This window comes from Dapis purpurea BLCC-M126, from assembly GCF_050015975.1.
GTDB lineage: Bacteria > Cyanobacteriota > Cyanobacteriia > Cyanobacteriales > Microcoleaceae > Trichodesmium.
Genome location: NZ_JBNHER010000314.1, coordinates 119,779 through 143,830 on the forward strand (window position 1 = coordinate 119,779; position 24,052 = coordinate 143,830).

Annotated in this window: 15 protein-coding genes and 1 other RNA gene; 10 read left to right on the top strand and 6 right to left on the bottom strand. The window is 34.1% G+C overall.

Annotated features, from left to right (window positions below; translation table 11 throughout):
- Positions 1–673: 673 nt before the first annotated feature.
- On the top strand, positions 674–1,549 hold the full coding sequence (locus tag ACP6PL_RS28930) for an ABC transporter permease (RefSeq protein WP_426548801.1): 876 nt from the start codon (positions 674–676) through the stop codon (positions 1,547–1,549).
- A gap of 274 nt (positions 1,550–1,823) precedes the next feature.
- On the opposite strand, the gene ACP6PL_RS28935 is transcribed toward ACP6PL_RS28930, so the two are convergent.
- Positions 1,824–2,726, bottom strand: a complete 903-nt coding sequence (locus tag ACP6PL_RS28935; RefSeq protein WP_426548802.1) for a hypothetical protein — start codon at positions 2,724–2,726, stop codon at positions 1,824–1,826.
- A gap of 968 nt (positions 2,727–3,694) precedes the next feature.
- Between ACP6PL_RS28935 and ACP6PL_RS28940 the strand changes: the two genes are divergently transcribed.
- Together ACP6PL_RS28940 and ACP6PL_RS28945 are read left to right on the top strand one after the other, a co-directional pair.
- Positions 3,695–4,237: an NUDIX hydrolase gene (locus tag ACP6PL_RS28940; RefSeq protein WP_426548803.1), complete on the top strand. Its 543-nt coding sequence runs from the start codon at positions 3,695–3,697 to the stop codon at positions 4,235–4,237.
- Positions 4,238–4,986: 749 nt separating this feature from the next.
- Positions 4,987–6,411 (top strand): deoxyribodipyrimidine photo-lyase, 8-HDF type, encoded by a 1,425-nt coding sequence (locus ACP6PL_RS28945; protein WP_426548804.1) that lies wholly within the window; start codon positions 4,987–4,989, stop codon positions 6,409–6,411.
- Positions 6,412–6,783: 372 nt separating this feature from the next.
- On the opposite strand, the gene ACP6PL_RS28950 is transcribed toward ACP6PL_RS28945, so the two are convergent.
- From ACP6PL_RS28950 to ACP6PL_RS28960, 3 genes are all read right to left on the bottom strand, one after another.
- Complete coding sequence (locus tag ACP6PL_RS28950) at positions 6,784–7,266, bottom strand: alpha/beta hydrolase family protein (protein WP_426548805.1); 483 nt, start codon at positions 7,264–7,266, stop codon at positions 6,784–6,786.
- Between the two features lie 505 nt (positions 7,267–7,771).
- Positions 7,772–7,958, bottom strand: a non-coding RNA gene (ssrS, locus tag ACP6PL_RS28955) — 6S RNA.
- A gap of 874 nt (positions 7,959–8,832) precedes the next feature.
- Entirely contained in the window at positions 8,833–9,984 is a 1,152-nt protein-coding gene (locus ACP6PL_RS28960) for a 5-(carboxyamino)imidazole ribonucleotide synthase (protein ID WP_426548806.1), read from the bottom strand.
- Positions 9,985–10,917: 933 nt separating this feature from the next.
- On the opposite strand from ACP6PL_RS28960, the gene ACP6PL_RS28965 reads away from it, so the two are divergent.
- The 3 genes from ACP6PL_RS28965 (at position 10,918) to ACP6PL_RS28975 (ending at position 16,361) form a co-directional block, all read left to right on the top strand.
- Positions 10,918–12,114: a serine hydrolase domain-containing protein gene (locus ACP6PL_RS28965; protein WP_426548807.1), complete on the top strand. Its 1,197-nt coding sequence runs from the start codon at positions 10,918–10,920 to the stop codon at positions 12,112–12,114.
- A gap of 555 nt (positions 12,115–12,669) precedes the next feature.
- A complete protein-coding gene (purD, locus tag ACP6PL_RS28970; protein WP_426548808.1) occupies positions 12,670–13,941 on the top strand; it encodes a phosphoribosylamine--glycine ligase in 1,272 nt (423 codons plus the stop codon).
- Between the two features lie 236 nt (positions 13,942–14,177).
- Positions 14,178–16,361, top strand: a complete 2,184-nt coding sequence (locus ACP6PL_RS28975) for an ATP-binding protein (protein ID WP_426548810.1) — start codon at positions 14,178–14,180, stop codon at positions 16,359–16,361.
- 990 nt (positions 16,362–17,351) lie between these two features.
- On the opposite strand, the gene ACP6PL_RS28980 is transcribed toward ACP6PL_RS28975, so the two are convergent.
- A complete protein-coding gene (locus tag ACP6PL_RS28980; RefSeq protein ID WP_426548811.1) occupies positions 17,352–17,711 on the bottom strand; it encodes a zinc ribbon domain-containing protein in 360 nt (119 codons plus the stop codon).
- A gap of 90 nt (positions 17,712–17,801) precedes the next feature.
- On the opposite strand from ACP6PL_RS28980, the gene ACP6PL_RS28985 reads away from it, so the two are divergent.
- The 4 genes from ACP6PL_RS28985 (at position 17,802) to ACP6PL_RS29000 (ending at position 23,057) form a co-directional block, all read left to right on the top strand.
- A complete protein-coding gene (locus ACP6PL_RS28985; protein ID WP_426548812.1) occupies positions 17,802–18,128 on the top strand; it encodes a phasin family protein in 327 nt (108 codons plus the stop codon).
- 279 nt (positions 18,129–18,407) lie between these two features.
- Positions 18,408–18,962: an FKBP-type peptidyl-prolyl cis-trans isomerase gene (locus tag ACP6PL_RS28990; protein ID WP_426548813.1), complete on the top strand. Its 555-nt coding sequence runs from the start codon at positions 18,408–18,410 to the stop codon at positions 18,960–18,962.
- Positions 18,963–20,004: 1,042 nt separating this feature from the next.
- Positions 20,005–22,326: an NACHT domain-containing protein gene (locus tag ACP6PL_RS28995; protein WP_426548814.1), complete on the top strand. Its 2,322-nt coding sequence runs from the start codon at positions 20,005–20,007 to the stop codon at positions 22,324–22,326.
- 20 nt (positions 22,327–22,346) lie between these two features.
- Positions 22,347–23,057 carry a hypothetical protein gene (locus ACP6PL_RS29000; protein WP_426548815.1) on the top strand — a complete coding sequence of 237 codons (711 nt, stop codon included), beginning with the start codon at positions 22,347–22,349 and terminating at the stop codon, positions 23,055–23,057.
- Positions 23,058–23,341: 284 nt separating this feature from the next.
- Here the strand turns inward: ACP6PL_RS29000 and ACP6PL_RS29005 are convergent, their stop codons facing one another.
- Positions 23,342–23,572: a hypothetical protein gene (locus ACP6PL_RS29005; protein ID WP_426548816.1), complete on the bottom strand. Its 231-nt coding sequence runs from the start codon at positions 23,570–23,572 to the stop codon at positions 23,342–23,344.
- Positions 23,573–24,052 lie beyond the last annotated feature (480 nt).

Consider the following 24,052-nt stretch of genomic DNA (forward strand, 5'->3'; position numbering starts at 1 on the left):
AGGCACATAGTTGGGCAGAAAAATCAAGGGATAATTCTTACTTCTACCTTCTCTAAATTCCTGGTTACTCCTGTATCTTGTATCCTGTCTCCTGTCTCCTACCCCTACGAAAAGACTTTTTCAGCAAACCCTAAATAGCTTTAGTATCTGATAAGGAGAAGAAAAAAAATATTGATATCAAATTCTAAAACGCTTCAGTTTAATCATAGAAATAAAAAATCCCTTTTCCTTGGAAGGAAAATTTTATAATTTATGAAGTCAAATCAAACAGTCTCCATTTTTAAGGGTAATTGAGAGAATATAATTCTGCTTTAGCAATAAATTTAGTAAAAATTTATCTTGCGGAATCCTACGCAAAGAGCTTTTCACTTGTAATCCTGCATCAACTAATTAATCAGGAAGATTAGTTAATATACTTTGAGAGTAACTTTTAATTTTTGCTCAATCTTTCAACTCTGATTCTTCTTTCAAAAAAATAAGTTAATGGCTGAAAGCTAATAGCTGATGGCTGAATTATTACACAAAATTATTTACTTATTCTAATGATTTACGCTTTTTAGAAGGCAAAAAATTCAGCTTGTATAGATGTGCAATGGAGTTTTGTGTACCTGCTTATCAAAGGATTTCAATTTATGTTAAAATTCTAATTTCTCACTTGAGCAATTATCAGATTATGACAAGTAGATTTTCACCAGCAAGATTTTTCAGTTTATCTAGTAAACCTACTATTTCAATGCAGATGATGTGGGTAGGTTTAACAATTACAATTTTATTTATATTAATTGCTATTTTATCCCCACTTTTAGCAAATTTAAGTTTACTCCAAGACCCTCAAGAATTTCTGAGTAATCCCATACATCAAGCACCTTCTTTTGAACATTGGTTTGGCACAAGTCGTCAAGGTTATGATATTTTTTCCCGAACTTTATTCGGCGCACAAGTTGCTTGGCAAGTTGTGATTTTAGCGACTTTATTAAGTTTAATTATTGGTGTGCCATTAGGAATGATAAGTGGTTATCTTGGAGGCAGAATTGATAAAATTTTAATATTTTTTATGGATACTGTTTATACTTTGCCTGGATTATTACTTTCCATAACTTTAGCTTTTGTGGTTGGAAAAGGAATATTAAATGCAGCGATCGCTTTGAGTATTGCTTATATTCCTCAGTATTATCGAGTAGTTCGTAATCATACAGTTAGTGTCAAAACGGAACTTTTTATTGAAGCGGCAAGAGCGATGGGTGCTAATACTTGGAGAGTATTGACTCGTTATTTATTTTTAAATGTTATTCAGAGTGTTCCTGTGTTATTTACTCTTAACGCTGCAGACGCAGTTTTAGTATTAGGAGGATTGGGATTTTTAGGATTAGGATTACCTCCTGAAACTGCTGAGTGGGGAAATGATTTAAGGTTAGCTTTAGATGCTTTACCAACAGGTATTTGGTGGACTGCTTTTTTTCCTGGTTTTACTTTAACTTTAATGGTGGTTGGCTTATCTTTATTAGGAGAAGGATTGAATGAATTTGTTAATCCTAAATTTAGAGAATAGGAAATAATGGATAATGGATAATTTATAATTGATAATTATTGCTCTGTTGACTAAATATCAAAGCATTGCTAAATAAAAGTAAACGCCTTTTTAGGAGCGAAAAAAGTACCAAGTTTTCCATCCCAAACCCTCAAAAAGTGAGCATTTTTAGGTGACTATGGCAGACAAATCACTATATCTAACTCTAATTAATCTCCAGAGGTTTATTTACTGATGGATAATTGATAATTAAAGATGCTTCTCATTATCAATTTTCAATTCTCAATTCTGAATTCTAAATTCTACCAAAAAAACCCCAAAAAGCGCCAGAAATTATTCCCCAAATTGAGCCAATACCTGCACCAACAATTACTCCTCTCAGCAAAGTAACTTGACCACTAATTCCTAAATTTAAAAACAAATCATCACCAATAGTTATAGATAAAATTCCGCCAATAATTCCCCAAGCGATCGCCGTCAAAAAAGAACCCCAAATTGCTCCAACAATTCCACCTCTTATCCCAATTAATTCCAATGCTAAAGGTAAAGGAGGAGCCATAATTAATCCACCGAATATAATTCCTGATATTGTTCCACCAATAGCACCATTTCCACCACCAAAAATCAAAGCAGCTATTAGTAATTGAGGTAAGTTACCAGCAGTAACATCAATATTTGCTTGGCTCCAAAACAGTAAACAAACTGTGGCAACTATACCTATAAGTGTGCCGAAAAACGCCCCCCAAATTGCACCTAAAATTGCTCCAGACTTACCCCAAATCCTCACACCTCCCAAAAAAATAGGAGGTCTAAATAAACTCCAAACAAAACCAAAACTTGCTCCCAAAAATGCTCCTAATATATATATTTTACCAAAATTAGGATCTCGATTTAATATTGCTAACATTAATCCTCCAATAGCACTGCCTAGAAAAAAACCACCAATAATTCCAGTTATTATATAATTTTGGCTAGACTCATCTTGTCTGCCCATTAATGATTTCCAAATGAGACTAATAATTGTACACCACAAAACACCCATTAATAATGAACTTACAATAGTGACTAAGTTTTGATTAATTCCAATAAATAAACCAGCTAAAGCAGCACAAAATAAAATACCCCAAATAGTGCCACCAATTATGCCCCATATTATTTTAGTAAATATGTTTGTTTGATTCTCAGGTAACTTTCTCATAATTGATATTATCCCTACGCTATAAAAATATTTCAGTGTTAAGAAATATACTATAGGTTATGGATAAAATTTTATCTATAACCTACCACCTAAAACATTATTTAGAATCTACAAAATTCTTCAATAAAATACTCGAAATTCTAAAAAATTATCTTTACTATCAAGGATTAAAGCATAACGAGACGCACATTGTCTAGATATTCTTTTCTAACAAATATTTTTAGGCGTTTCTTTTTATATTATTATCTCTAATATCAATTTTAGGCGTTTCCAATTCAAAAGTTTTATTTGAACTTTTACTAATATTTTATTTTGTTTGATTAATATAATTTTTATAAAAAAATAAGCTACTACTAAAACTCATACCTGTGATTGCTAAAAACTTTATAAAATTTCGCCGATTGCCCATAGTGTCATTTTATTGATATTATGTATATGCCAAAAATAAACAGTTTTGGTAAGGAGTCAGGTATCAGCAATTAATAGTGAATATAAGACTTACTTGATAAGTTTACATATTGTCAATTAAAACTATAGTGAGTATATAGTTTTTCGGACATACAAATGTGTAATTCCTGAAATAATTACTACTAAGCTTTAAGGGAGAATTATTTAAGAGTAAGTAATATTTAATTCTAATTCAAGTTTTAAATTACTTTTACTCCCTCAAAAAACAATAACCGAACCCTAATAGCCGAATACTGTTTGCGCAGTATTCCGTTTGTGTCGGATTCCCTAGGAAAGGAAATGCTTACCAGTTTTATCTATATGAATTTTGCTCATTAATTATTGATGGACTATTGTATCATATTTAACTAATTACTCTCTATCAATACAAAGATGATATTATAATTAAGACCTAATTTGAATCTTTGCTACACTTTCTTTAATTTGAGGTGGAGCAATGGTGAAAATTGATTATTTAATCCGAGAAAATAGAATCCTAGCTACAACTTTATTTAAGTTTTATGCAAAATCAAGAACCACCCGAAATTATTAAACAACGTCTCCTATATAAAGGCAGGAAATTTAACTTTGACGTTAACCATTTGCGTCTACCTAATGGAGTTGAAGGAGACTGGGAATGTATTCGTCATCCTGGAGGAGCTTTATGTATTCCTGTTACTTCAGATGGGAAATTAGTTTTAGTAAAACAATATAGATTTGCTGTTCAAGGTAGGCTTTTAGAATTTCCCGCAGGTACGATAGAGGAAAATGAAAATCCTGCTGATACTGTCAAACGAGAGATAGAAGAAGAAACGGGTTATCGAGCAAATAAATGGCAAAAGTTAGGAGAGTTTCCCCTTGCTCCTGGATACTCAGATGAATTTATTTATGCTTTTTTGGCAGAAGATTTGGAGAAGTTAGAAAATCCTCCGGCACAAGATATTGATGAAGATATGGAAACAGTTTTAATGACTCCTCAAGAATTAGAAAAAGCAATCTTAGAGGGAGAATTTGTAGATGCTAAATCAATCTGTAGTTTATTTTTAGCAAAACCATTTCTGTAAGCATTCAGCGGTCAGCTATCAGCTATCAGCTATTGTTTTTGGTTTGAAATATAGATTAATATTAAACTGTACCTCACTATCCTCAAAAGTGCTATAAACCTTACTACACTCATCGGGGTCTTAATTGCTGATAGCTGATAGGTAATAACTAAATACTTACTTTTTATCAGGAATATAGAAGTAATTATTCAGTATAGCAATCTTATATCCTATATAGGTTATAGGTTGTAATATTTTATCTAACGAGTTTTGGTTTCTAAATCCAATTTTAGCTTAGGTTTGGTTTCCAAACCCCTACACTTTTTTTTCTACTCGAATAACTTTTTCAATAATTATTATTCAGTTAAAATCAATTATTATTATTACTGAAATAATTAATAATTGAACAATTAAATAATTAGATAATTCAGGTTTAAAGCCTCCCCAATAAAGGGGAAAAAGCGGTTGAGGGGTGGCGAGGTTTCCTCGCCATATCCAATCAACCAAGAGAGCGGTCGTTAGTGGAGCTTCCCGAAGGGTGGGATGCCGAGGAGACCTCGGCATATCCAATCGACCAAAAGAAATAAATTTTTTCCTTATTGGTCAGTCCTCTCCCTTTTAGGGAGAGGTAATTATCCATGATCTATTATCAATTAATGAACTCTCCCTCATTCCCCTACTCAAGAAAATGTAGAGAAGTTTTTGAGAAATGGTATAACTGAGAACTACTCTAAACCCAGTCATTAAAATTAACAGTAAGCTAGAACAAAATGTCTCACTTAATCCTATTTTGGCATCGGCGCGATCTACGCATTTCAGATAATATCGGACTGACACAAGCATCTCAAGAAAGTCAAAGAATAGTAGGCATATTTTGTCTTGATGAAAATATACTCAAACGAGACGATATTGCTCCTGCAAGAGTTACCTATATGATTGGTTGTTTACAACATTTACAAAAACGCTATAAACAAATAGGAAGTCAACTATTAATAATATCAGGAAAACCTACAGAAGCTATACCAAAACTAGCCACTTTTCTAGAGGCAAAAGCTGTATATTGGAACCTAGATGTTGAACCTTATAGTAAGGAACGCGATCGCCAAGTTAGAGAAAATTTAGAAGCTGCAAATATCCAAGTAAAAACATTTTTGGATCAACTTCTTAATTCCCCAGAAGAAATATTTACTGGAACAAAAAAACCCTACACTGTCTACACTCCTTTCTGGAAAAATTGGAAGAGCAAAAAAAAATCTTCTCCGGTTAATATTCCCTCACTCAAAGGTTTAACTGAAGAGCAACTTCACCACACAACCCAAATAGGAGTAATTAACTTACCCACTGCTAAAGAATTAGGATTTAGTTGGGAAAACCCACTCATTCTTGAACCTGGAGAAATAGCAGCATTAGAAAAATTAGAAACATTTTCCAATAAGCCGATATATTCATATCAAGAACAACGAAACTTCCCCAGTATTGATGGTACATCCCTACTAAGTCCCGCCCTAAAATTTGGTACTATTGGTATTCGTACAGTTTGGGCAAAAACTCAAGAATTAATCAAAAATTGCCGTAGTGAAGAGGCATTTGAAAATATAGAAACCTGGCAAAAAGAAATAGCATGGCGAGAATTCTATCAATATGTTATGTACCATTATCCCCAATTAGAAACAGGTCCCTACCGAGAAAATTGGAAAAACTTTCCTTGGGAGAATAATGAAGCATATTTTCAAGCTTGGTGCGAAGGAAAGACTGGTTATCCTATTGTTGATGCTGCTATGCGTCAGTTAAATGAAACAGGTTGGATGCACAACCGTTGCCGGATGATAGTTGCTAGTTTTTTGACCAAAGATTTAATTATTAACTGGCAGTGGGGCGAAAAATATTTTATGCAGAATTTGATAGATGGCGACCTTTCTGCTAATAATGGAGGTTGGCAATGGAGTGCCTCCAGTGGAATGGATCCAAAACCGTTGAGAATATTTAACCCTACATCTCAGACACAAAAATATGATCCAGAAGCAGAATATATTCGGCAGTGGGTTCCAGAGTTACGGAATGTAGATACAGAATATTTAGTTACTGGTAAAATTTCAGGGGATGAAAGAGAGAGTTTAGGTTATCCTGCGCCTATTGTTGACCATAAAAAAAGACAACAATTATTTAAGTCTCTTTATCAGGAACAGAAAAATTGATTCTCTAGATTCTGTGGTTTGGGTTTAGACAAACCAAACCAAATTTTACCGAAATATTGTGGTTTAAAGCCTCTCCTTGGATAGGGGATAATAAATAAAAATTTTCCTGTTCGTCAATCCTCTTATTTTCAATGAGAGGTAATTCTAAATTCTTAATTCTAAATTCTTAATTCTTGAACATTCTGCTAAAACAATAGCTTTTTACTCTGCCTATTTATGTGTTTGTTGCCAAACTTAAATTATTTTCCCAAACCGTCAGATGTTCGATTTCCGTCTAAACCAAAAGCATATTTAAAGACAATCGGATTGTAATATTCGGGAAATAGTTCGATTTTGCCATCTACGACGTGAAATAATCCACTATATCGCTGTTTATATAGTTTTAGTGGCAGCCTCATACTGACTGACACCTTCAAGCCAAATTTCATTTTTTTCTCCTGACAAACGACTGTAAAATTTTTGTGCGCCTTGAGGAATAGCAGCAGCTTCAGAGTGAACGATCGCGACTGGCTTATCTAACTTATCCGCAGTGGAAATAGCATCGTAAGTTAACCAATCCTCCCAAGAAGCAAGATTAAATGCATTAACGTATTCAGGAATCATTCCTCGCGCTGGTTCGGTATAGTAAGGTGCTTGATACATGAGCGCCTTTTCATCAGTTGTACTATCAGCAGGAATTAAGGATAATTCTCCTGTTGCTTGGTATTTAGCTTGTGCTTTTTGACTGGTAGCAATTAAACTTTGTACTGATTCTGCTCCGCCATAGACTTCATTAATAATTTCCCGATTATGTAACCAAGGTGCAACTAAAGCGATCGCTTTTATATCTTCACTTTGTACTGCTGCATCCGCCATATAGAAGCCATTTGGTATCTATTTAACAAGTTGCAAGTCCAACATTCATCTGGGTTTGATAATTCTGGCAGCCATTTTTCGTAATTTTTTGGTCTCCTGAACCGCTACAGTTATTAAGCTACTTCAAACTGCTTTCCTGAAGGCTTTACTTTTCAACAAAAGATACGCTCAGGGGTTCTATAGAAAATCTCGATGTTCGCCATCACGCCAGTTCTCCAAACGATGAGGCTCATCTCTTAAATTGAGGATAATATGATGTTGAGAGTACCTATCGGTTGGCATTGAAGCTGGTTAGGCTTCAAAATATTCCAATGTAAGTAAATCTGCTGCCAGTGGACGTACTAACTCAACACTTTGAATTAGTGGATCGCAAGGATATATATCTTGATACTTAGACATTTAAAATGCTACTTCTTAAAGATGTCTATATTAATATCTTGAATTTAGCAACGCCACATTTTCTTTTTATTTTGGCTTTCTTTCTTCATTCCACTAACAAAAAAAATGGTCTACCGCAACGCCGTCTTACCTCAGCTTTTGACCTGGATAATACCAGGTGGGTATCTCGGCCCAAGTTTAAAGTTTCTGGGTACAAGCCCAGTTTACTGCCACTCGAACATCTAGATTCCCAATGTTTTTTGATTTGTAGGTCAAAAAAACATTTTTGGCAGTCACCAACGTCGTAGTAGAACCTAGGAATTATTATAGCGATTATTTTCTTTTTGTCACCCCCCTTGAGTAAGTCAAAAGTCAGAAGTCAGAAGTCAGAAGTTTTTAACCCACATTCCGCACTTCAATTTGTAACATGAAAATTAGTCTAAAATTCCATAGCTTAGTAAGTATTTATACTATGCAAATTATCTCAATTACTGTTTCTTCATCAAATTCCCAGTACATAATTAAGCATAAATACTTGCTCGATCAAGTAATCGATCGTGGCAGCTATGATTGTCTCCTGTCTCCTGACTCCTGACTCCTTCTTCTATACTACGTTTTGTCGTGCGGAATGTAGGTTTTAAGCAAATTTTGAATACTACAAAGTCACCAAGAGTATTCCATATTTCAAGATTAATTAATTAGCTATAGGAGTCCAGTAGGGTGCGTTTCACTGCGTGACATGAAAATGAAATGTAACGCACCATCTATTGACAAAAAGGATCTAAATTATTTTTAACCCATGAGGTGCGATGCGTTACGGCTCAAAATATTGCCAAATCATCTATTTTTTTCAACTAAACCGCCTAACGCACCCTACTGGACTGTTTCACCTTAAATGGTGCAATAGCAAATTGGTCTGAGATTGCTTCACTGTCGTTCGCAATGACAAATCTAATGCACAGTTTTAGATGAAACGGTCCACTACTGGACTACTGGACTGACACTATAAGGAAGGCAGAGGCCAAAAGGGAAATAATAAGGTGAGAAGGTACAAAGTTTTTCATCAACTAATTCTCCGGATTCCATATCAGGAGAATAACTTTTTCGATCATTATTAACTAGGAGCTTGTCAACTATTCACATTTTTACTTCTTCCCTACTTCCCCACTCCAAAGCTCCAAATTTTACTTAGCTATACCAGATATTTTCGATTTCATTAGCGATCGCCTCGCCCTCCCGACGCATAGTTTCAAAATTTTCTTCATCTAGCAAAACTGTGACATGACCTAACTTTCTACCTGGGCGAGATTCTGTTTTGCCATACCACCAAACTGAAGCATTAGGAATAGACTCTAACTTTTGCTTTTTTGTCAAGTAGTTATTTTCCCCAAATTCATAACCCAATAAATTTACCATCACTGCCCCCCTAGCCTTGAGAGTGGTACTACCCAGAGGTAAACCACAAATAGCCCGTAAATGTTGTTCAAATTGGGAAGTCTCACAAGCATCCAAAGTGTAATGACCAGAGTTATGAACTCTAGGAGCAATTTCATTAATCAAAACTTTTTTATCTTTAGTAATAAACATTTCAATCCCAAATACTCCCACTACTTCTAAACTATTGAGAAGAGAATGAGCGATCGCTTCAATTTCTTTTACTAATTCCAAATTTTCATCAGGCACAAAAACCCGCCGACAAACCTGATTTTCCTGTTGAGTTTCTACCACAGGATAAACCTTAATTTCGCCAGTCACTCCACGAGCGGCAATAACAGCAACTTCTCGGTCAAAAGGAATAAATTCTTGTATGAGAATTTCCGAATTTCCCTGAGATTTTAAACTCTCAATATCCTTAACAATAAAAGTTCCTTGCCCGTCATAACCATGACGACGAGCTTTCAGTACCAGAGGGAAAGATAAAGACTCAACTTCTTTTCCCCACTCCCAAAAGTTAGGAACAGGTAAACCTAAATCTCGCAAATAACATAACTGTTCATATTTATCTAATAACGGCTTCAACACAGATAAACTCGGACGAAAAATTACATTATTTTTAGATAGATTTGACAACTCATCTATATTAATAAATTCATTCTCAAAAGTAATTACATCACAACTATTTGATAACTTGGCAGTTGCCTGACCATCATCAATTTTTGCCAAAATAATATCCTTTGCTATAGATACTGCCGGGTCATCTTTATGGGGAGTTTGAATAATTAAATCTACTCCTAGTTTTTGAGCCGCATCCGCCATCATCCATGCCAACTGACCACCACCAATAACACCAACTTTTTGAATTTTTCTGGGTTGGTTTTGACTAATTTCAGTGTTTTTCATTTTTATCATCAATTCAATTACAACTTTTGTATTTTATCTACAAAAAAATATTTTTTGTAACCATTCATCCCTAAGTTATCAGCCATTCACTAATATCCAGATAAAATCTGAATAATGATAATTTAAAAAATCTTCAAAAGAGTGTGAGTAATATCAAGTTCTCTTACTAAATCTGGTGGTGAAGCGTTAGCTAAATTAATTTTTTTTCTGCTACTTTTGATTGATTTTAAATGTAATAACGATTATATTGTTCTGCACTCTTTCTAAATTCTGGACAGTAAGCATTTTCCTACCGGAATGCGGAGCATTAATGTTGCGCAGTGTCTGACTCCGGAACATGAAAAACGCAGTTAGGACTCAGGAAACTGACTAACAGCTAAATGATTACTCTAGATAATTCAAGGTTGTCGAAACCAAATTTTTGATTTTTAGCCCCATTTCAAAAATCTAGATCCTGATAAACAAACCAATTATTTATCTAGGCAATTCATGTTCTTTCACGGACATAGTAATTTTTAAGCATTCAACCCTCAACCAGCCTCTTGCCTCCTGCGGAGGAGCTACGCTTTTTCGTATAGGGAATGCTCCGCAAATATGTCGCGTTTGCTTTAGCATGACCTAGGAAAGCGAAACAGCTATAAGTTATTAACTCATTATCTTGTAACATTATTTTTTTATTTTTTGCTAATTCAAATTATCGAAAAGAATCATTTTTTTCAGGAATAGTTAGAACGAAAGTATTAATCATCTTTTTTTCTATCAAACCATTTTGTTCCCATTTCAGTCATAGCAGAGAATACTAGATAAACAATCAAAATACTTACACCAATCAGAAATGGTATTAAATCATCTGACATTTCTTAACCCCTAGTAAATTTTATTCCAAGATGGTAACATAAACAGCTATCACTATCTACCACTCAGTCAATAACAATGAGCATTATCAAATTTATTCTAATTTTTATTGTGCCTCTAATTATCATTATTTTGATTATTTGGCACTTCTATCTAGAACCAAAAATAAATATGTTTGATAATGACAGAAGAGTCATAAATTTTCGTAAAATGGATAAAGTTTTTCCTAGTAAAGTTATTAGACACTACCCTGCTAAAACCTATGATTTTCAGGAAAATTTACGAGACATGAATACATCCTATCAATTTCAGGGTGAAACTCGGACAATGACAGACTTTTTACAACGAACAGGTAATACAGGTTTTTTGCTTGTCAAAAATGATGTAATTGTTTATGAAAAGTATTCTCAAGGTTATACAAAGTTTGACAAAAAAACTTCTTGGTCAGTGGCAAAAGGTTTTATTTCTGCCTTAATTGGGATTGCTATTAATGATGGTTATATTGAAAATATTAATGACCCGATTACTCAGTATATGCCAGAGTTAAAAGAATCGGGATATAACAATGTACCAATTAAGCATATTCTGCAAATGTCTTCTGGGATAAAGTTTAGTGAAGCTTATGAAGATAAAAGTTCTGATATTAACCAACTTTTATATAGGTTATTTTTGTATATGCGACCGATAGAAAAGGTGATTTTAAATTATCCTTCTAAATTTCCCTCAGGAGATTATTTTGAATATGTAAGTTTGAATACTCAGATATTAGGTTTATTGTTGAGGCGGGTAACTGGGCAAGATATTGTTAGTTATTTAGAAAAGAAATTATGGCAACCAATGGGAGCAGAATCAGATGCTTATTGGTTAACAGATAATTATGGAACTGAAGTGACTTTTTGTGGGATGAATTGTACTTTGAGAGATTATGCAAAGTTTGCTTTAGTTTATCTACACAATGGATATTTTAACGGACAACAAATTATCCCTAAAAGTTGGGTAAAAGAGTCAACAATACCCGATACTCCTCACTTAAAACCAGGAGCAACAGATGAGATATATTTTAGGTGGGGTTATCAATATCATTGGTGGATTCCTGAAGGTTCAAATGGTGATTATTGTGCGACTGGGGCTTGGGGACAATATATTTATATTAATCCAGAAAAGAATTTTGTTGGGGTGAAAACAGGTTCTAGTAATAGTATTATGAGAACTATTGATGATGTAGAAACTGTGGCTTTATTTCGGGCGATCGCCGATAAATTAATGGATAATTGATAATGGATAATTGATAATGAAGACTATCTCTAATCACAATTTATATCAAGTACAGGAAATATAAAATTAAGCAATTAGAAAGAATCACTAGCAATTCCTATACCAGAGAAAAGCCTTTCTTTATTTTTCAATAACCATTTAATCATTAATTTTATCTCCAACAATTAATTTGTATTTTGAAAAGCTTTTTGAGAAATTATTGCAACTTAGTATGATCCATACCCTCTCAGTATTGCCAATTCCTATACACTCAAATCTGCTTTACTTCTTAAGTGACATAACAAATTAATCACCTCACACAGTGATTACTCCGGAAAACCTCACTAATTTTATGGATCAAAAGTGAATAGTTTTAAACCTAAAATAATCCTCTGTCAAGCTTGAGAAAAATCAAATTATATTGGTTTCCAAATCTATGGGTTTGGTTTCCAAACCCCTACGGTAAAATATTACAATCTATTTAAAATTACTATAGATATTTATAATCAGATTTAGTATAGAATATTATTACTTTTTCCTTCTTCCTTCTTCCCTCTTACTTCTTAATAAAAAAACGTGAAAATATTAATAGTAGGTAACGGCGGTAGAGAACACGCGATCGCCTGGAAACTATCCCACTCTCCCCAAGTTCAACAAATATTCTGTACCCCAGGCAACGGCGGTACAGCTACCCAGGCGAAATGTAAAAACATACCCATCCCAGTTACAGACTTCCCAGCCCTCAAACAACTCATCGCTGACCAAAATATCTCTCTCGTAGTTGTCGGCCCAGAAGTTCCCCTAGCCCTAGGCATTACTGACTACCTACAACAACCCAACCTCAAAATATTCGGCCCTACTAAAGCAGGTGCCATTCTCGAAGCTAGTAAATCTTGGGCAAAAGATTTCATGGCCGAAGCAAATATTCCCACTGCCAAATCAGCAACCTTTACCAAAGCCGAAACTGCTAAAGAATACATTACAGAAATTCCCATAGTCATTAAAGCAGATGGTCTAGCTGCCGGAAAAGGAGTCACTGTCGCTACTACAATTGAAATGGCTCATAATGCTATAGATGCCATTTTCCAGGGAGAGTTTGACGAAAAGAACCAATCTGTGGTAATCGAAGAGTTCCTCACAGGTCAAGAAGTATCAGTATTAGCACTCACCGATGGACTAACTATTCGTCCCTTATTACCGGCCCAAGACCATAAACAAGTAGGGGAAGGAGACACAGGAGCAAATACCGGAGGCATGGGCGCTTATACGCCTACCCCTATTATTACGCCAGAACTCATGGACTCCATTCAACAAGAAGTCCTAGAACCAACTTTGACTAATTTACAAAAACGTGGTATTGACTATCGTGGCGTGATTTATGCTGGATTAATGATTAGTCCGACAGGAGAGCCAAAAGTATTAGAATTTAACTGTAGGTTCGGCGACCCAGAAACTCAACCTATTCTTTCATTGCTAGAAAGTCCATTGGAGGAATTATTATTAGCTTGTTGTGAACAACGTTTGGCTGAGTTGCCCCCTATTAATTGGAAACCAGGAGTAGGGGTATGTGTAGTCTTAGCTTCTGGAGGTTATCCGGGAGCTTATGAGAAAGGTAAAATAATTTCTGGTATACAAAAAGCTGGAGCTACTGGAGCAAATATATTTCATGCTGGAACAAAATTCCAGGCACAAAATTTAATCACCGACGGCGGTCGTGTCTTGGGAGTAACAGCAGTGGGGAATAATTTTATTGAAGCTAAGGCAAAAGCTTATGCTGCTGTAGATTGTATTAAATTTGAAGGAATGTACTATCGCCGAGATATAGGTAGTCGGGTTTTTGGGAATTAGAAATCAGAATATAGCAATTCTATTTAAGTTGTAATCTTTTAGTGGCAGTTAAGAGTCAGGAGTCAAAATTATCCTAGAAACCAAGTTTTGTGTGCGTAAGTCCTAAAATAAAATCAATATAACCATATAACCTTTCAGGCATTCCTACCTAGTTAATATTAAGATCAAGTTGAGAATTAATTTGAACTTTTAACTTTCGACTTTTTACTTTTAATTTTTAACTTTTGATTTTTAAAATGCTTTTCCTTCTCAAAAAAATCGGAGAAATCATTGCTAACTGGTGGTCTGAGTTTACCCTCCAGACCAAACTCATGGCAGTTATCACCCTAATAGTATCATTGCTAATGAGCAGCTTCAGCTTCTGGGCAGTAAATACTATTCAAGAGGATGCTCGCCTCAATGACACTCGTTATGGTCGAGACCTAGGTCTATTATTAGCAGCTAATGTCGCCCCACTTGTAGCAGAAGGTAATCGCAACGAAGTGGCCCGATTTTCCCGACTTTTCTACAGTAGTACCTCCAGTGTACGTTATATGCTCTATGCGGATGAAGAAGGAAAAATTTTCTTAGGTCTTCCTTTCTCAGAATCTGAGGTAAAAACATCCCTTACCCTCCGTCGTCGCATTCAACTACCAGAAGATTTTATGGCCAATGTAGAAGCAGAAAATTTTTCTGCCTTGCCTATGGTGCGACAACATTTAACTCCTAATGGAGAATTAACAGATGTTTTTGTTCCCCTAATTAATGAGGGTAAATATTTAGGAGTTTTAGCAGTTGGAATTAATCCTAATCCCACTGTTGTTGTCTCTTCAAATCTGACTAGAGATGTGACTTTAGCAGTTTTTGTTTCTATCTGGGCAATGGTGATTTTAGGAGCAGTATTTAATGCTTTAATTATTACTAAACCGATCAAGAAATTGTCAGAAGGTGTAAAAAATATTGCTAGAGGAAATTTTAAACAAAGGATAGATTTACCCTTTGGAGGAGAATTAGGGGAACTAATTTTGAGCTTTAATGAAATGGGAGAACAGTTAGAAAGTTATAAGAAGCAAAACATTGAAGAATTAACAGCAGAAAAAGCCAAGTTAGAAACTTTAGTTTCCACAATTGCTGATGGTGCTTTATTATTAGATGCTAATTTACAACTGATATTAGTTAATCCTACTGCTCGACGAATTTTTAGTTGGGAAGAAAAAAATGTTATTGGTGAAAAGGTGACAGATAATTTACCTGTAGCTGTGCAGATGGAATTAAACAGACCACTTTATCAAATATCTACAGGCGAAATAGAAGGCGGTGAATATCGTTGTACTTTAGATGAACCAAATAAACGTACAATGAGAATTTTATTAACAACTGTTCTTTTACACAGAGCATCAGGTACAGAATCTCTTTGTCAAACTTGTATTTATGATGCTTATGATAGTTGTAATTCTACAGATCGTCCTGTAGCTAATGAATGTACACTTTATGAAAATCAACTAGAAACAGATTCTCTTTCTCCATACCGAAATAGTCTCAAAGGAATTGCTATGACTGTACAAGATATTACGAGGGAAGTAGAATTAAATGAAGCAAAAGGTCAGTTTATTAGTAATGTCTCCCATGAATTAAGAACGCCTCTATTTAATATCAAATCTTTCATCGAAACGTTGCATGAATATGGGGAAGATTTAAGTGAAATAGAAAGACGAGAATTTCTGGAAACTGCCAATCACGAAACAGATCGTTTGACTCGTTTAGTTAATGATGTATTAGATTTAAGTCGTCTAGAATCTTGTCTAATTTACCATTTAAATGCTGTTGATATTGCTCAACCAATAGAACAAACTTTAAGAACCTATCAACTTAATGCGAAAGATAAAGAAATAGAGTTAAATTATGACATAGAACCAAATTTGCCTTCTGTGGTCGGTCATTATGATTTATTACTACAAGTATTTGCTAATTTAGTAGGCAATGCTATGAAGTTTACTGAAGCAGGAGGTCGAATAGTAATTCGAGCTTATCTGTTAGAATCTGAGTTAGAAAATACTAATATAGAAGCTAAACAAATTGAACAAGGAGGATGGATAGTTTCTCCTCCCCCACCTAGACCAATAGAACTACATTTACAATCTGAAAATCATTCTAATCAGTTTGTCAGAATTGAAATTTCAGACACGGGAAGTGGTATTGAACCTGAAGACCAAGAAGCTATTTTTGAGAGATTTTTCCGAGTAGAAAATCGCGTTCATACTTTGGAAGGAACAGGTTTAGGTTTGTCTATTGTTAGAAATATTATTGATAAGCATCATAGCAAGGTTAATTTAGTAAGTGAACTTGGTGTTGGGACAACTTTCTGGTTTGATTTAGCAGTATTTGAAGAAAAATCCATACCAGAAGAAAATCAGTTATTAGAGGTAACTCAAGTAGAATAGATCGTGGGGTGAATATTTAGAAAATTTCTAAACAATACTGAACAGAAGTAATACTAATTACAAAAAACTTTCCTATACTTGGATTTTATATTTATATTTTTTTTAGAGTTTGCTAGTATGGCAAGATTTTTAATAATTGGTATAAGAGATTCAACTTTTTGATCTATTCTGTTTTTTTTGATTAACCCTGTACAAAGTACAGATATTTATATCATCTTGTTCTCCCATATTTACAATACAAACTATCTATATAAATTAAGTAGGTGGGTTTAATTATCCGCACAATAGAAATAGCAATTCAAAACAGTGAAAACCTTTGATAACTTACTTATAGGTTCTTTTCTCTATTTTTTTTGTTTGACCTTTATTGATGCCTACCTACTTAGGGTTTGCTGAAAAACTCTTTAGGGTGAGGGTACGAGTCAGGGGTCAGGAGTCAGGAGTCAGGAGGGATGGGGCATTTAAAGAAAGTAGTCGGAAAATTGTCCCTTGATTTTTCTGCCTCCCGTTACTCCAAAATGCTCACTTTTTCAGCTCTACCAACCGAAAAGCTCGTACTTTTTCCAGACCTAAAATTACTCAAACCTTTATCTGTTAATGCTTTGATATTTAATCAGCAAACCCTACTTAGAACTAGAGAAGAGATTAATTTTAAATTAGTAAATACAGTAGGGCGAAGCACTATATAGAAATCATGATATTAATGAGATACATAATTTTTTTCATTCCTGATTTCCTATTCCCTAAAATTCCCAACTTGTGTATCTTTCCAAGAGCGATAATTGCTATATCTACTAATCTTAAATTATTCGCGAAAAATAATTCTCCAAAAAGTCAGGTAGAGTAAAAACAGGGAAAAATATGCCCTATAGAATATTTTTTTCTGCTAAGGAAAAACTAGATAAATATGGATTTATACTGTTATATAGTAAGTCCTATAGATTCCAATACCCTAAAATTAATCCATGAATAATTTAATCCAGGGAGTAGTCAAAAAGAAAGTAAAAAACTTATAAGAATTAAAATCATAAACAACCACAAAATAGTATATCTTGAAAACCAAAATTTGAGAATTTGCAACCAACTATGATGATTAGTATCATGAGTAGAATGTGGTACAAGAGGTTCAGATTGGTCGTGGAAAAGGGTACAATCTTTAGCGTAGGGACGTTGGGGAAAATTGCAGGTATCATCTAAATGGTAAAGGCAATTATTACACAAATATTCCTCTCCTTCAGCTTGATAAAGAGGAATTCCAGGATGACCAAAAGCCTTCAGAGGAAATTTACAATACGGACAAGCGATCGCCTGACTATCAACAGTTTGATGACAACGAGGACAATTTAACATTTTGATTATCTTAATTATGGATATATAAGTTTAATCACTACTTCGATTTACAGTTTAAATGTTTAGCTTAATTAAGACAGGCAAAAAATTATGAATAATACAGAAAATCTACTTCAACAACTTTTAATGATCGGCATTGGTACAACTTCCCTAGTGGCAGAAAAAATACAGGAAGTAACTAACCAATGGGTTAAAGATGGTACTATCAACCCAGACCAAGCTAAGACTTTTGTTGATGATATAATGCAGCAACTTAAGTCAGAACAGGGAAACTGGGAAGCTCAGATGGAGCGACAAATGCGGAATGTGATGCAGGATATAGGAGTTCCTCGTCAAGCAGAAATGGACGAACTGCGGGGTCGTTTGGATCGTTTGGAGCGTCAGATACGAGATTTAGAAAACCGTAACTGGCGTTAGAATTTAGAATTTAGAATTTAGAATTTAGAATTTGGAACTCAGAATATTAGAAGTCAGAAGTTAAATTCCCTGCACTGACTAAATTTGATAAATCTGAGAATGTCCTAACTTTCCTGAAGTTAGAAGTTAAATTTGCAGCACGGACTAAATTTAAGAGGGGTGAAATGGAATTTAGTCTGCCTATATTTGACTATACTTTTAGTAACCATAATTCAAACTTGATGTAAGAATTTTTGATTTTTAACTTTTCAATTTTGAGTTAAATTAGGAGGTTTAATTTTGCGAGGAATTATTATTAGTCTGGGAATAGTAATAGTCTGTGGTTTAGTCTTGCTTATTGCTCAAATTACAGGTTCGGGAAAAGAGGCAGTTGCTTCTCAAAATACACCTGGTACTATAAATCCTACTGAAGTTCAGCAGCAAGTGGCAGAAGATACTACACTAAATCCAACAACTACAATAGCAGAAAATATTATGGCTCAAAATAACGAAGAAGTTACTACTGAATCTGGTCTTAAGTATGTGGTATTGGCAGAAGGAGATGGCGCTACTCCTCAAAAAGGTCAGACAGTTGTAGTTCACTATACAGGAACTTTAGAGGATGGTAGTAAGTTTGATAGCTCTCGCGATCGTAATCAACCTTTCCAATTTAAAGTTGGCGTAGGTCAAGTTATTAAGGGTTGGGATGAAGGAGTAGGTAGTATGAAAGTTGGTGAACGTCGTAAGTTGATTATTCCATCAGAATTAGGATATGGTCCCCGTGGTGCTGGTGGGGTTATACCTCCTAATGCTACTCTGATTTTTGATGTGGAATTATTGAAAATTGCTGGGTAAATTTACAGCATTTTTCGAGTTGATAAAGTATGAAGTTTTAGAATTTTAGGGAACAGGGAACAAGAAAAAGGGATTAATATTTGTAGTTCATCATCCTATCAAGAAAAAATGCTAAAAATCTAGAGACCTAAATATTTAAAGTTTCCAATTTCTTGTTTTCTTAGAACTAAAATTGATTTCGCTCTATATAAACTGAATACCTGTGGTTGCCCCTAGATATATTCATTATATTATTGGCAGTCACGGGTTTTTGCTTTATAGAGATACAAAAATTATCCATAAATTTAGGTAGCTTAAGAAAATAATGAGCAATTTGAGAGAAAGACTACTTTGATGTTGTTATTTAATATAAATACTAGCTTAAACAATAAGAAACTGTTTATTAAAGGAATATTAAATACAGACATAAGCTATCTTAACGATACTTTGATATTTTTCCCAGGAAAAATGCCTTCAAAGCTAATGGGGTAATACCATTTCTCAAAAACTTTTCTACATTTTATTAAGCAGGGGAGTAGAGGAGAAGTAAAAATAAGAATAATTGACATTAACTAGCCAGTAACTATGAAAAAAGTTATTTTGACTGTCTAAATTACTTGATAATTGAAGTTCCACCTAAGTATAGCATTACTTTTAGTAATTGGTATAAGAGCAATACATCAACATACTAGTACCGCTACGCGGAAGTCAGAATTCAGAATTCAACCCACCCCTAACCCCTCCTGGGAGGGGAAGTCAGAAGTTTTGATTGGTAAGGCTTTGAGTATTTTGTCACTAGTAACATATTTCCGTCATCCTGCACTAGAAATGGATCAAACCCAGATATATCAATGTAAAACCTTTACTGTATCAGGGTTTGAGCCTATTGTTAACATATTTTTTGCTAAAGTACCGTTAATCTTTGGTTTCTCAAAATAATTGGGTCTAAAACGCCGCCTTTTAAAACAAAATGTTTTTGGAGGGTTTCTCTAATTTTCCGTTACAAAAACAACTTCTGATTTCGTTAAAAACACTCTCTAAGTAAATTCTTAATTGAGTTAATATGTTCAAACCTAATTCACCTTACACTCAACTTTTTCGACACAAATTTAACCGACTGGTTTCTATTAGTTTATTTCTACTAACGTTAATTATTATATTTTGTTGGAGTTGGATATTACCTAGTTATACTCAGACACCTACACCTAATGTTCAAAGTCGGGAAGTTTTAATTCAAGAAATTAAAGATTACGCTGAACGTCATGTTGAAAATGATAAGGCAATGGATAGTAGGTTAATGATTGATTTATATGAGAAAAATTCTTTCGGTTTAACTACTCCAGAAATTACTAAAATTTACGAGGAAGAATATACAAGACTCAAAGAGGCAAAAGATAGTAATCTCTGGGAAAAAATTAATGACGATCTATTTTATGGTTTGGGATGGTTTGCTGCCTTAGCACTTTTGATTCTGTTAGTTTTTAAGGAAGCTATACAAGGTTGGGTAACTCATCTAGTTAATACCTTTGGGAAATGGCTATACAATCAAATTGCTGGTTTTGAATTGTTTTGGAATTTTTCTCTCAAACGCTATAAAAAAGGTCTCATCAATAAACACGAACAACTAAAAATTCCTTTTCGTCCGAATCGTCCTTTAAGTCTCCAAGAAATTTATGTGGATTTGCAATTCTTGGAAAAAGCCAATAATGAACCAATTAATTTTTCTGAGATTAAAAAATATAATCGTTTGACTATTAAGGGGCAACCTGGAGCTGGAAAAACACTTTTATTAAAATATCTTGTTCTCTCTTGGGCGAGGGAAAAATTAAATACTTCCTCTAATGAATATGTGCCGATTTTATTAGAGTTATATCGCCTCAATGAAATAGAAACTTCAGCCCTCAATATGGAAGTATTAAAACAGAAATTAGTAGAAGCTTTAGATAGGGATGATTTTCCTAAAGCTAATTCTTTTGTCGAGCAAAGTCTGGAAAAAGGAAAATTATTTCTGTTATTTGATGGATTAGATGAAGTAAAAAGTTTGATTCGCTCTCAAGTTGTACAAGCTATTAATGATTTATTAGATAAGTACGATAATAAATGTCGAGCAATTATTACTTGTCGGGCAGCAGTTTATCGGAATGATTTTGCTGAGTCTGTCGAAAAAACTTTAGATATTAAAGAATTTAGCGACAGACAAATGCGACTCTTTTTAGAAGCATGGAAATCTGAAATGCCACCCGATAAATCTATCGATCAACTCATACAAACTTTGAGAGATAGACCTCTAATTATGGAGTTAGCTAGAAATCCTTTAATGTTGACTATTGTTGCTCATCTTTATACTCAACCTGCTTTTGTTTTGCCTCAGTCTCGGTCAGATTTTTATCAAGAATCTACTCATATTTTATTGAATCAATGGCAGAATAATTTTAATCAATATAAAGAGAGCGCTCATAAGCGGAGAGTGCTACAACATTTAGCTTTATTTGCTCAGGATAATGCTAGTAAACAACAAAAAAATGACTTGAGTTTAGATTATGAAATTGTCATAGAAAAAATTCAAAAAGTTTTACCCGATCTAAATCTAAATCCTGAAACAGATACTCAAAAAATATTAGATGAAATTGTCGAACGTAGTGGATTATTATTGAAAATTGAGAGGGGAGATAAATATCAATTTGCTCATTTAACTTTGCAAGAATATTTTGCAGCAGCAGCTTTGAGAGAGAAAGAAAATGAATTAATAGAAAGGTTTAAAAATGACCCGGAACGTTGGCGAGAAACGGTTAAACTTTGGTGTGGGTTTGCCGGGAATAGTACAAATTTAATAGAGGTTATTTATCAGGAAGATCCTCTGACAGCTTTTGAATGTTTAGCAGATGCTCAAGAAGTTTCTCCTATTTTGGCAGAGAGAATTATTGAAGAGTTTAAGCAAAAATTGGGAGAAGCAAATTCTGATGAAAATTTAGCTAGAGCTTTTGGAGCAGTCGCTTCTGATGTTCGGGAAAGAGGTAGGGGAAAAGTTGTTTTTGAGTTTCTAGAAAATGCTTTGAATGATTCTGAATCTCTGGAAGTTCGCCAGGCGTCTGTGAAGGCATTATCTAAAACAAATTTGCCACAAGCGGCGGATGTTTTGTTTAAGTATTATGATGATATTAATTTGGTGGATGCTCGCCAAGCAATTATTAATATGGGAGATATTGCAGTTTCTTTATTGAAGGGTTTAGCGGAGCAAGGTTCGGAAACGGCAATGAGAGATTTAGTGAAAATTGGTACTCCTTATGGGAGAGAAATTTTAAATGCTTTACTTTATCATTCTGATGAAAATATTCAGAAGTTAGCTGCTTTAAATCTTGCGGAGTTTAGGAGTCTAAATAATTAGGTTTTCTAGGAGTGGGAAATATGGCAGAAGTTGATAATAAATTTAATTTAAAAGATTGGGAATGGATAGCAGTTCATTTTCCACCATCAGAAAGAGAAGCTATGGCAAAAGTAGCTTGGTTGATTTGTTGTAGATGTACTCCTGAAGAAATTTATCGGCGCAAGATTGATCCAAGAATAGTAATTCCTTTGTGTGGGATAGTATTGCTTGATAAAAAAGATTTTTTACAGTTAAAAAAGCTTGCTAAAGAAGAAAAAATAAAGGGTATTTTTAGAACAAGATTAGAAGAATTAGAAATATCAATAGAAAGATCAAGACTATCAAAAATACCAGAATTGAAACAGGAATATGTTAATGAGATAAAACAAGGTTTTCGTAGAATTAATTTTAGTAAAAAATGGGAATATCTATTTGAAACTTTAGATATAGATTTACAATTTGCCTTACTATGTAATCTTATTAAATACCGTCGTCCAACTCGTGATGACTGGCGTAATATTTTTCTAGATGTAGAACCTGACTATTTAAAATTTGTTTTTTTACAACCGATACAATTTTTGATATTCTTAACTTTGAAAGTAGTCGAACCCGGTACTTTTTTAGCGTATTTTTTAAGATCTTCATTTTACTTAGTTACCCTACTTATACTTATTAATTTTATCTGTCAAATAAACATACGAAATAAAGCTACGAATCCCCTGAAGCATATTTTTACATCTGATAGTTTCTGAATCTAGCAAGCCTAGACAGATTTAGTAACTAAAGATTAGTAAGCAAAAAACTATTCTCAACCTGAAAAGGGAATAAATATTAAAGTTAAGAAGCGGAAATTATCCCAATGAAAATATTACTTGATTTAACTCACTTTCTGAAAACATGGAATAAGCGATCGCTCTTTAAATCTCACCCTTTATTTATTCCTAAACTCTAACTTTATTTGATATATATAAATAGCGATCGCTCTCTAATATTCATCTTTAAAATATCAGTAATTTAAGTTGAAGACCGATCATTGTTAACTAATAACTGAAGAGGCGATCGCTCTTAAAACTTTACTATTTTTAGTTGAATAAAAAATCATGCGTATATACGAACAACGCCAGCTAAACTTTAGAATATCAGACAAATTGTGAGGATGCAACCCCAAATCCTTTGACGCGCCGAATTTTTTCTGGAGCTTCAGAGAATGAAAGTGTTGCTGATTTTCCACTCGATAGTAAAGAGTGATCGCTTTCTCATCTTTCATCCTTTTAAATTGGTAATTTAAACAGAACACTGATAACTGAAAAGGCGATCGCCTGACGAGCCGATTTTTTCATGAGCTTTAGAAAATGAAAATGTTTCTGGTATTGCTTCTGGCAAAATTCCTGAATATTTCATTGCCTCTTACGAGAAAAATTGGTTGAATAAAAAGTCATGTGTATAGGCGAGCAACCCAAGTTAAACTTTATAATATCAGAAAAGTTCTGAGGAAGCAACCGAAAATCCTTCGACGCGCGATTTTTTTTGGAGCTTCAGAGAATGAAAATGTTGGTGATTTTTCACGAAGGAGAGATGGATGGAAATATTTGACGAGGGAAAAACAACCATTTATGGGAAGCTCCCACAAGATGAAAATTTTTCTGGCATTGCTCATTGGAAAATTCCTTTGACGCGCCGAATTTTTCAGGAGCTTCAGAGAATGAAAATGTTAGTGATTTTTCATCGAGGAGAGATGGATGGAAAT

Excerpts from the sequence above, each read along its gene's own strand:
- ACP6PL_RS28930 (WP_426548801.1), top strand. The coding sequence starts at position 674 with ATGACAAGTAGATTTTCACCAGCAAGATTTTTCAGTTTATCTAGTAAA.
- ACP6PL_RS28935 (WP_426548802.1), bottom strand. The coding sequence starts at position 2,726 with ATGAGAAAGTTACCTGAGAATCAAACAAACATATTTACTAAAATAATA.
- ACP6PL_RS28940 (WP_426548803.1), top strand. The coding sequence starts at position 3,695 with ATGCAAAATCAAGAACCACCCGAAATTATTAAACAACGTCTCCTATAT.
- ACP6PL_RS28945 (WP_426548804.1), top strand. The coding sequence starts at position 4,987 with ATGTCTCACTTAATCCTATTTTGGCATCGGCGCGATCTACGCATTTCA.
- ACP6PL_RS28950 (WP_426548805.1), bottom strand. The coding sequence starts at position 7,266 with ATGGCGGATGCAGCAGTACAAAGTGAAGATATAAAAGCGATCGCTTTA.
- ACP6PL_RS28960 (WP_426548806.1), bottom strand. The coding sequence starts at position 9,984 with ATGAAAAACACTGAAATTAGTCAAAACCAACCCAGAAAAATTCAAAAA.
- ACP6PL_RS28965 (WP_426548807.1), top strand. The coding sequence starts at position 10,918 with ATGAGCATTATCAAATTTATTCTAATTTTTATTGTGCCTCTAATTATC.
- ACP6PL_RS28975 (WP_426548810.1), top strand. The coding sequence starts at position 14,178 with ATGCTTTTCCTTCTCAAAAAAATCGGAGAAATCATTGCTAACTGGTGG.
- ACP6PL_RS28980 (WP_426548811.1), bottom strand. The coding sequence starts at position 17,711 with ATGTTAAATTGTCCTCGTTGTCATCAAACTGTTGATAGTCAGGCGATC.
- ACP6PL_RS28985 (WP_426548812.1), top strand. The coding sequence starts at position 17,802 with ATGAATAATACAGAAAATCTACTTCAACAACTTTTAATGATCGGCATT.
- ACP6PL_RS28995 (WP_426548814.1), top strand. The coding sequence starts at position 20,005 with ATGTTCAAACCTAATTCACCTTACACTCAACTTTTTCGACACAAATTT.
- ACP6PL_RS29000 (WP_426548815.1), top strand. The coding sequence starts at position 22,347 with ATGGCAGAAGTTGATAATAAATTTAATTTAAAAGATTGGGAATGGATA.
- ACP6PL_RS29005 (WP_426548816.1), bottom strand. The coding sequence starts at position 23,572 with ATGAAAGATGAGAAAGCGATCACTCTTTACTATCGAGTGGAAAATCAG.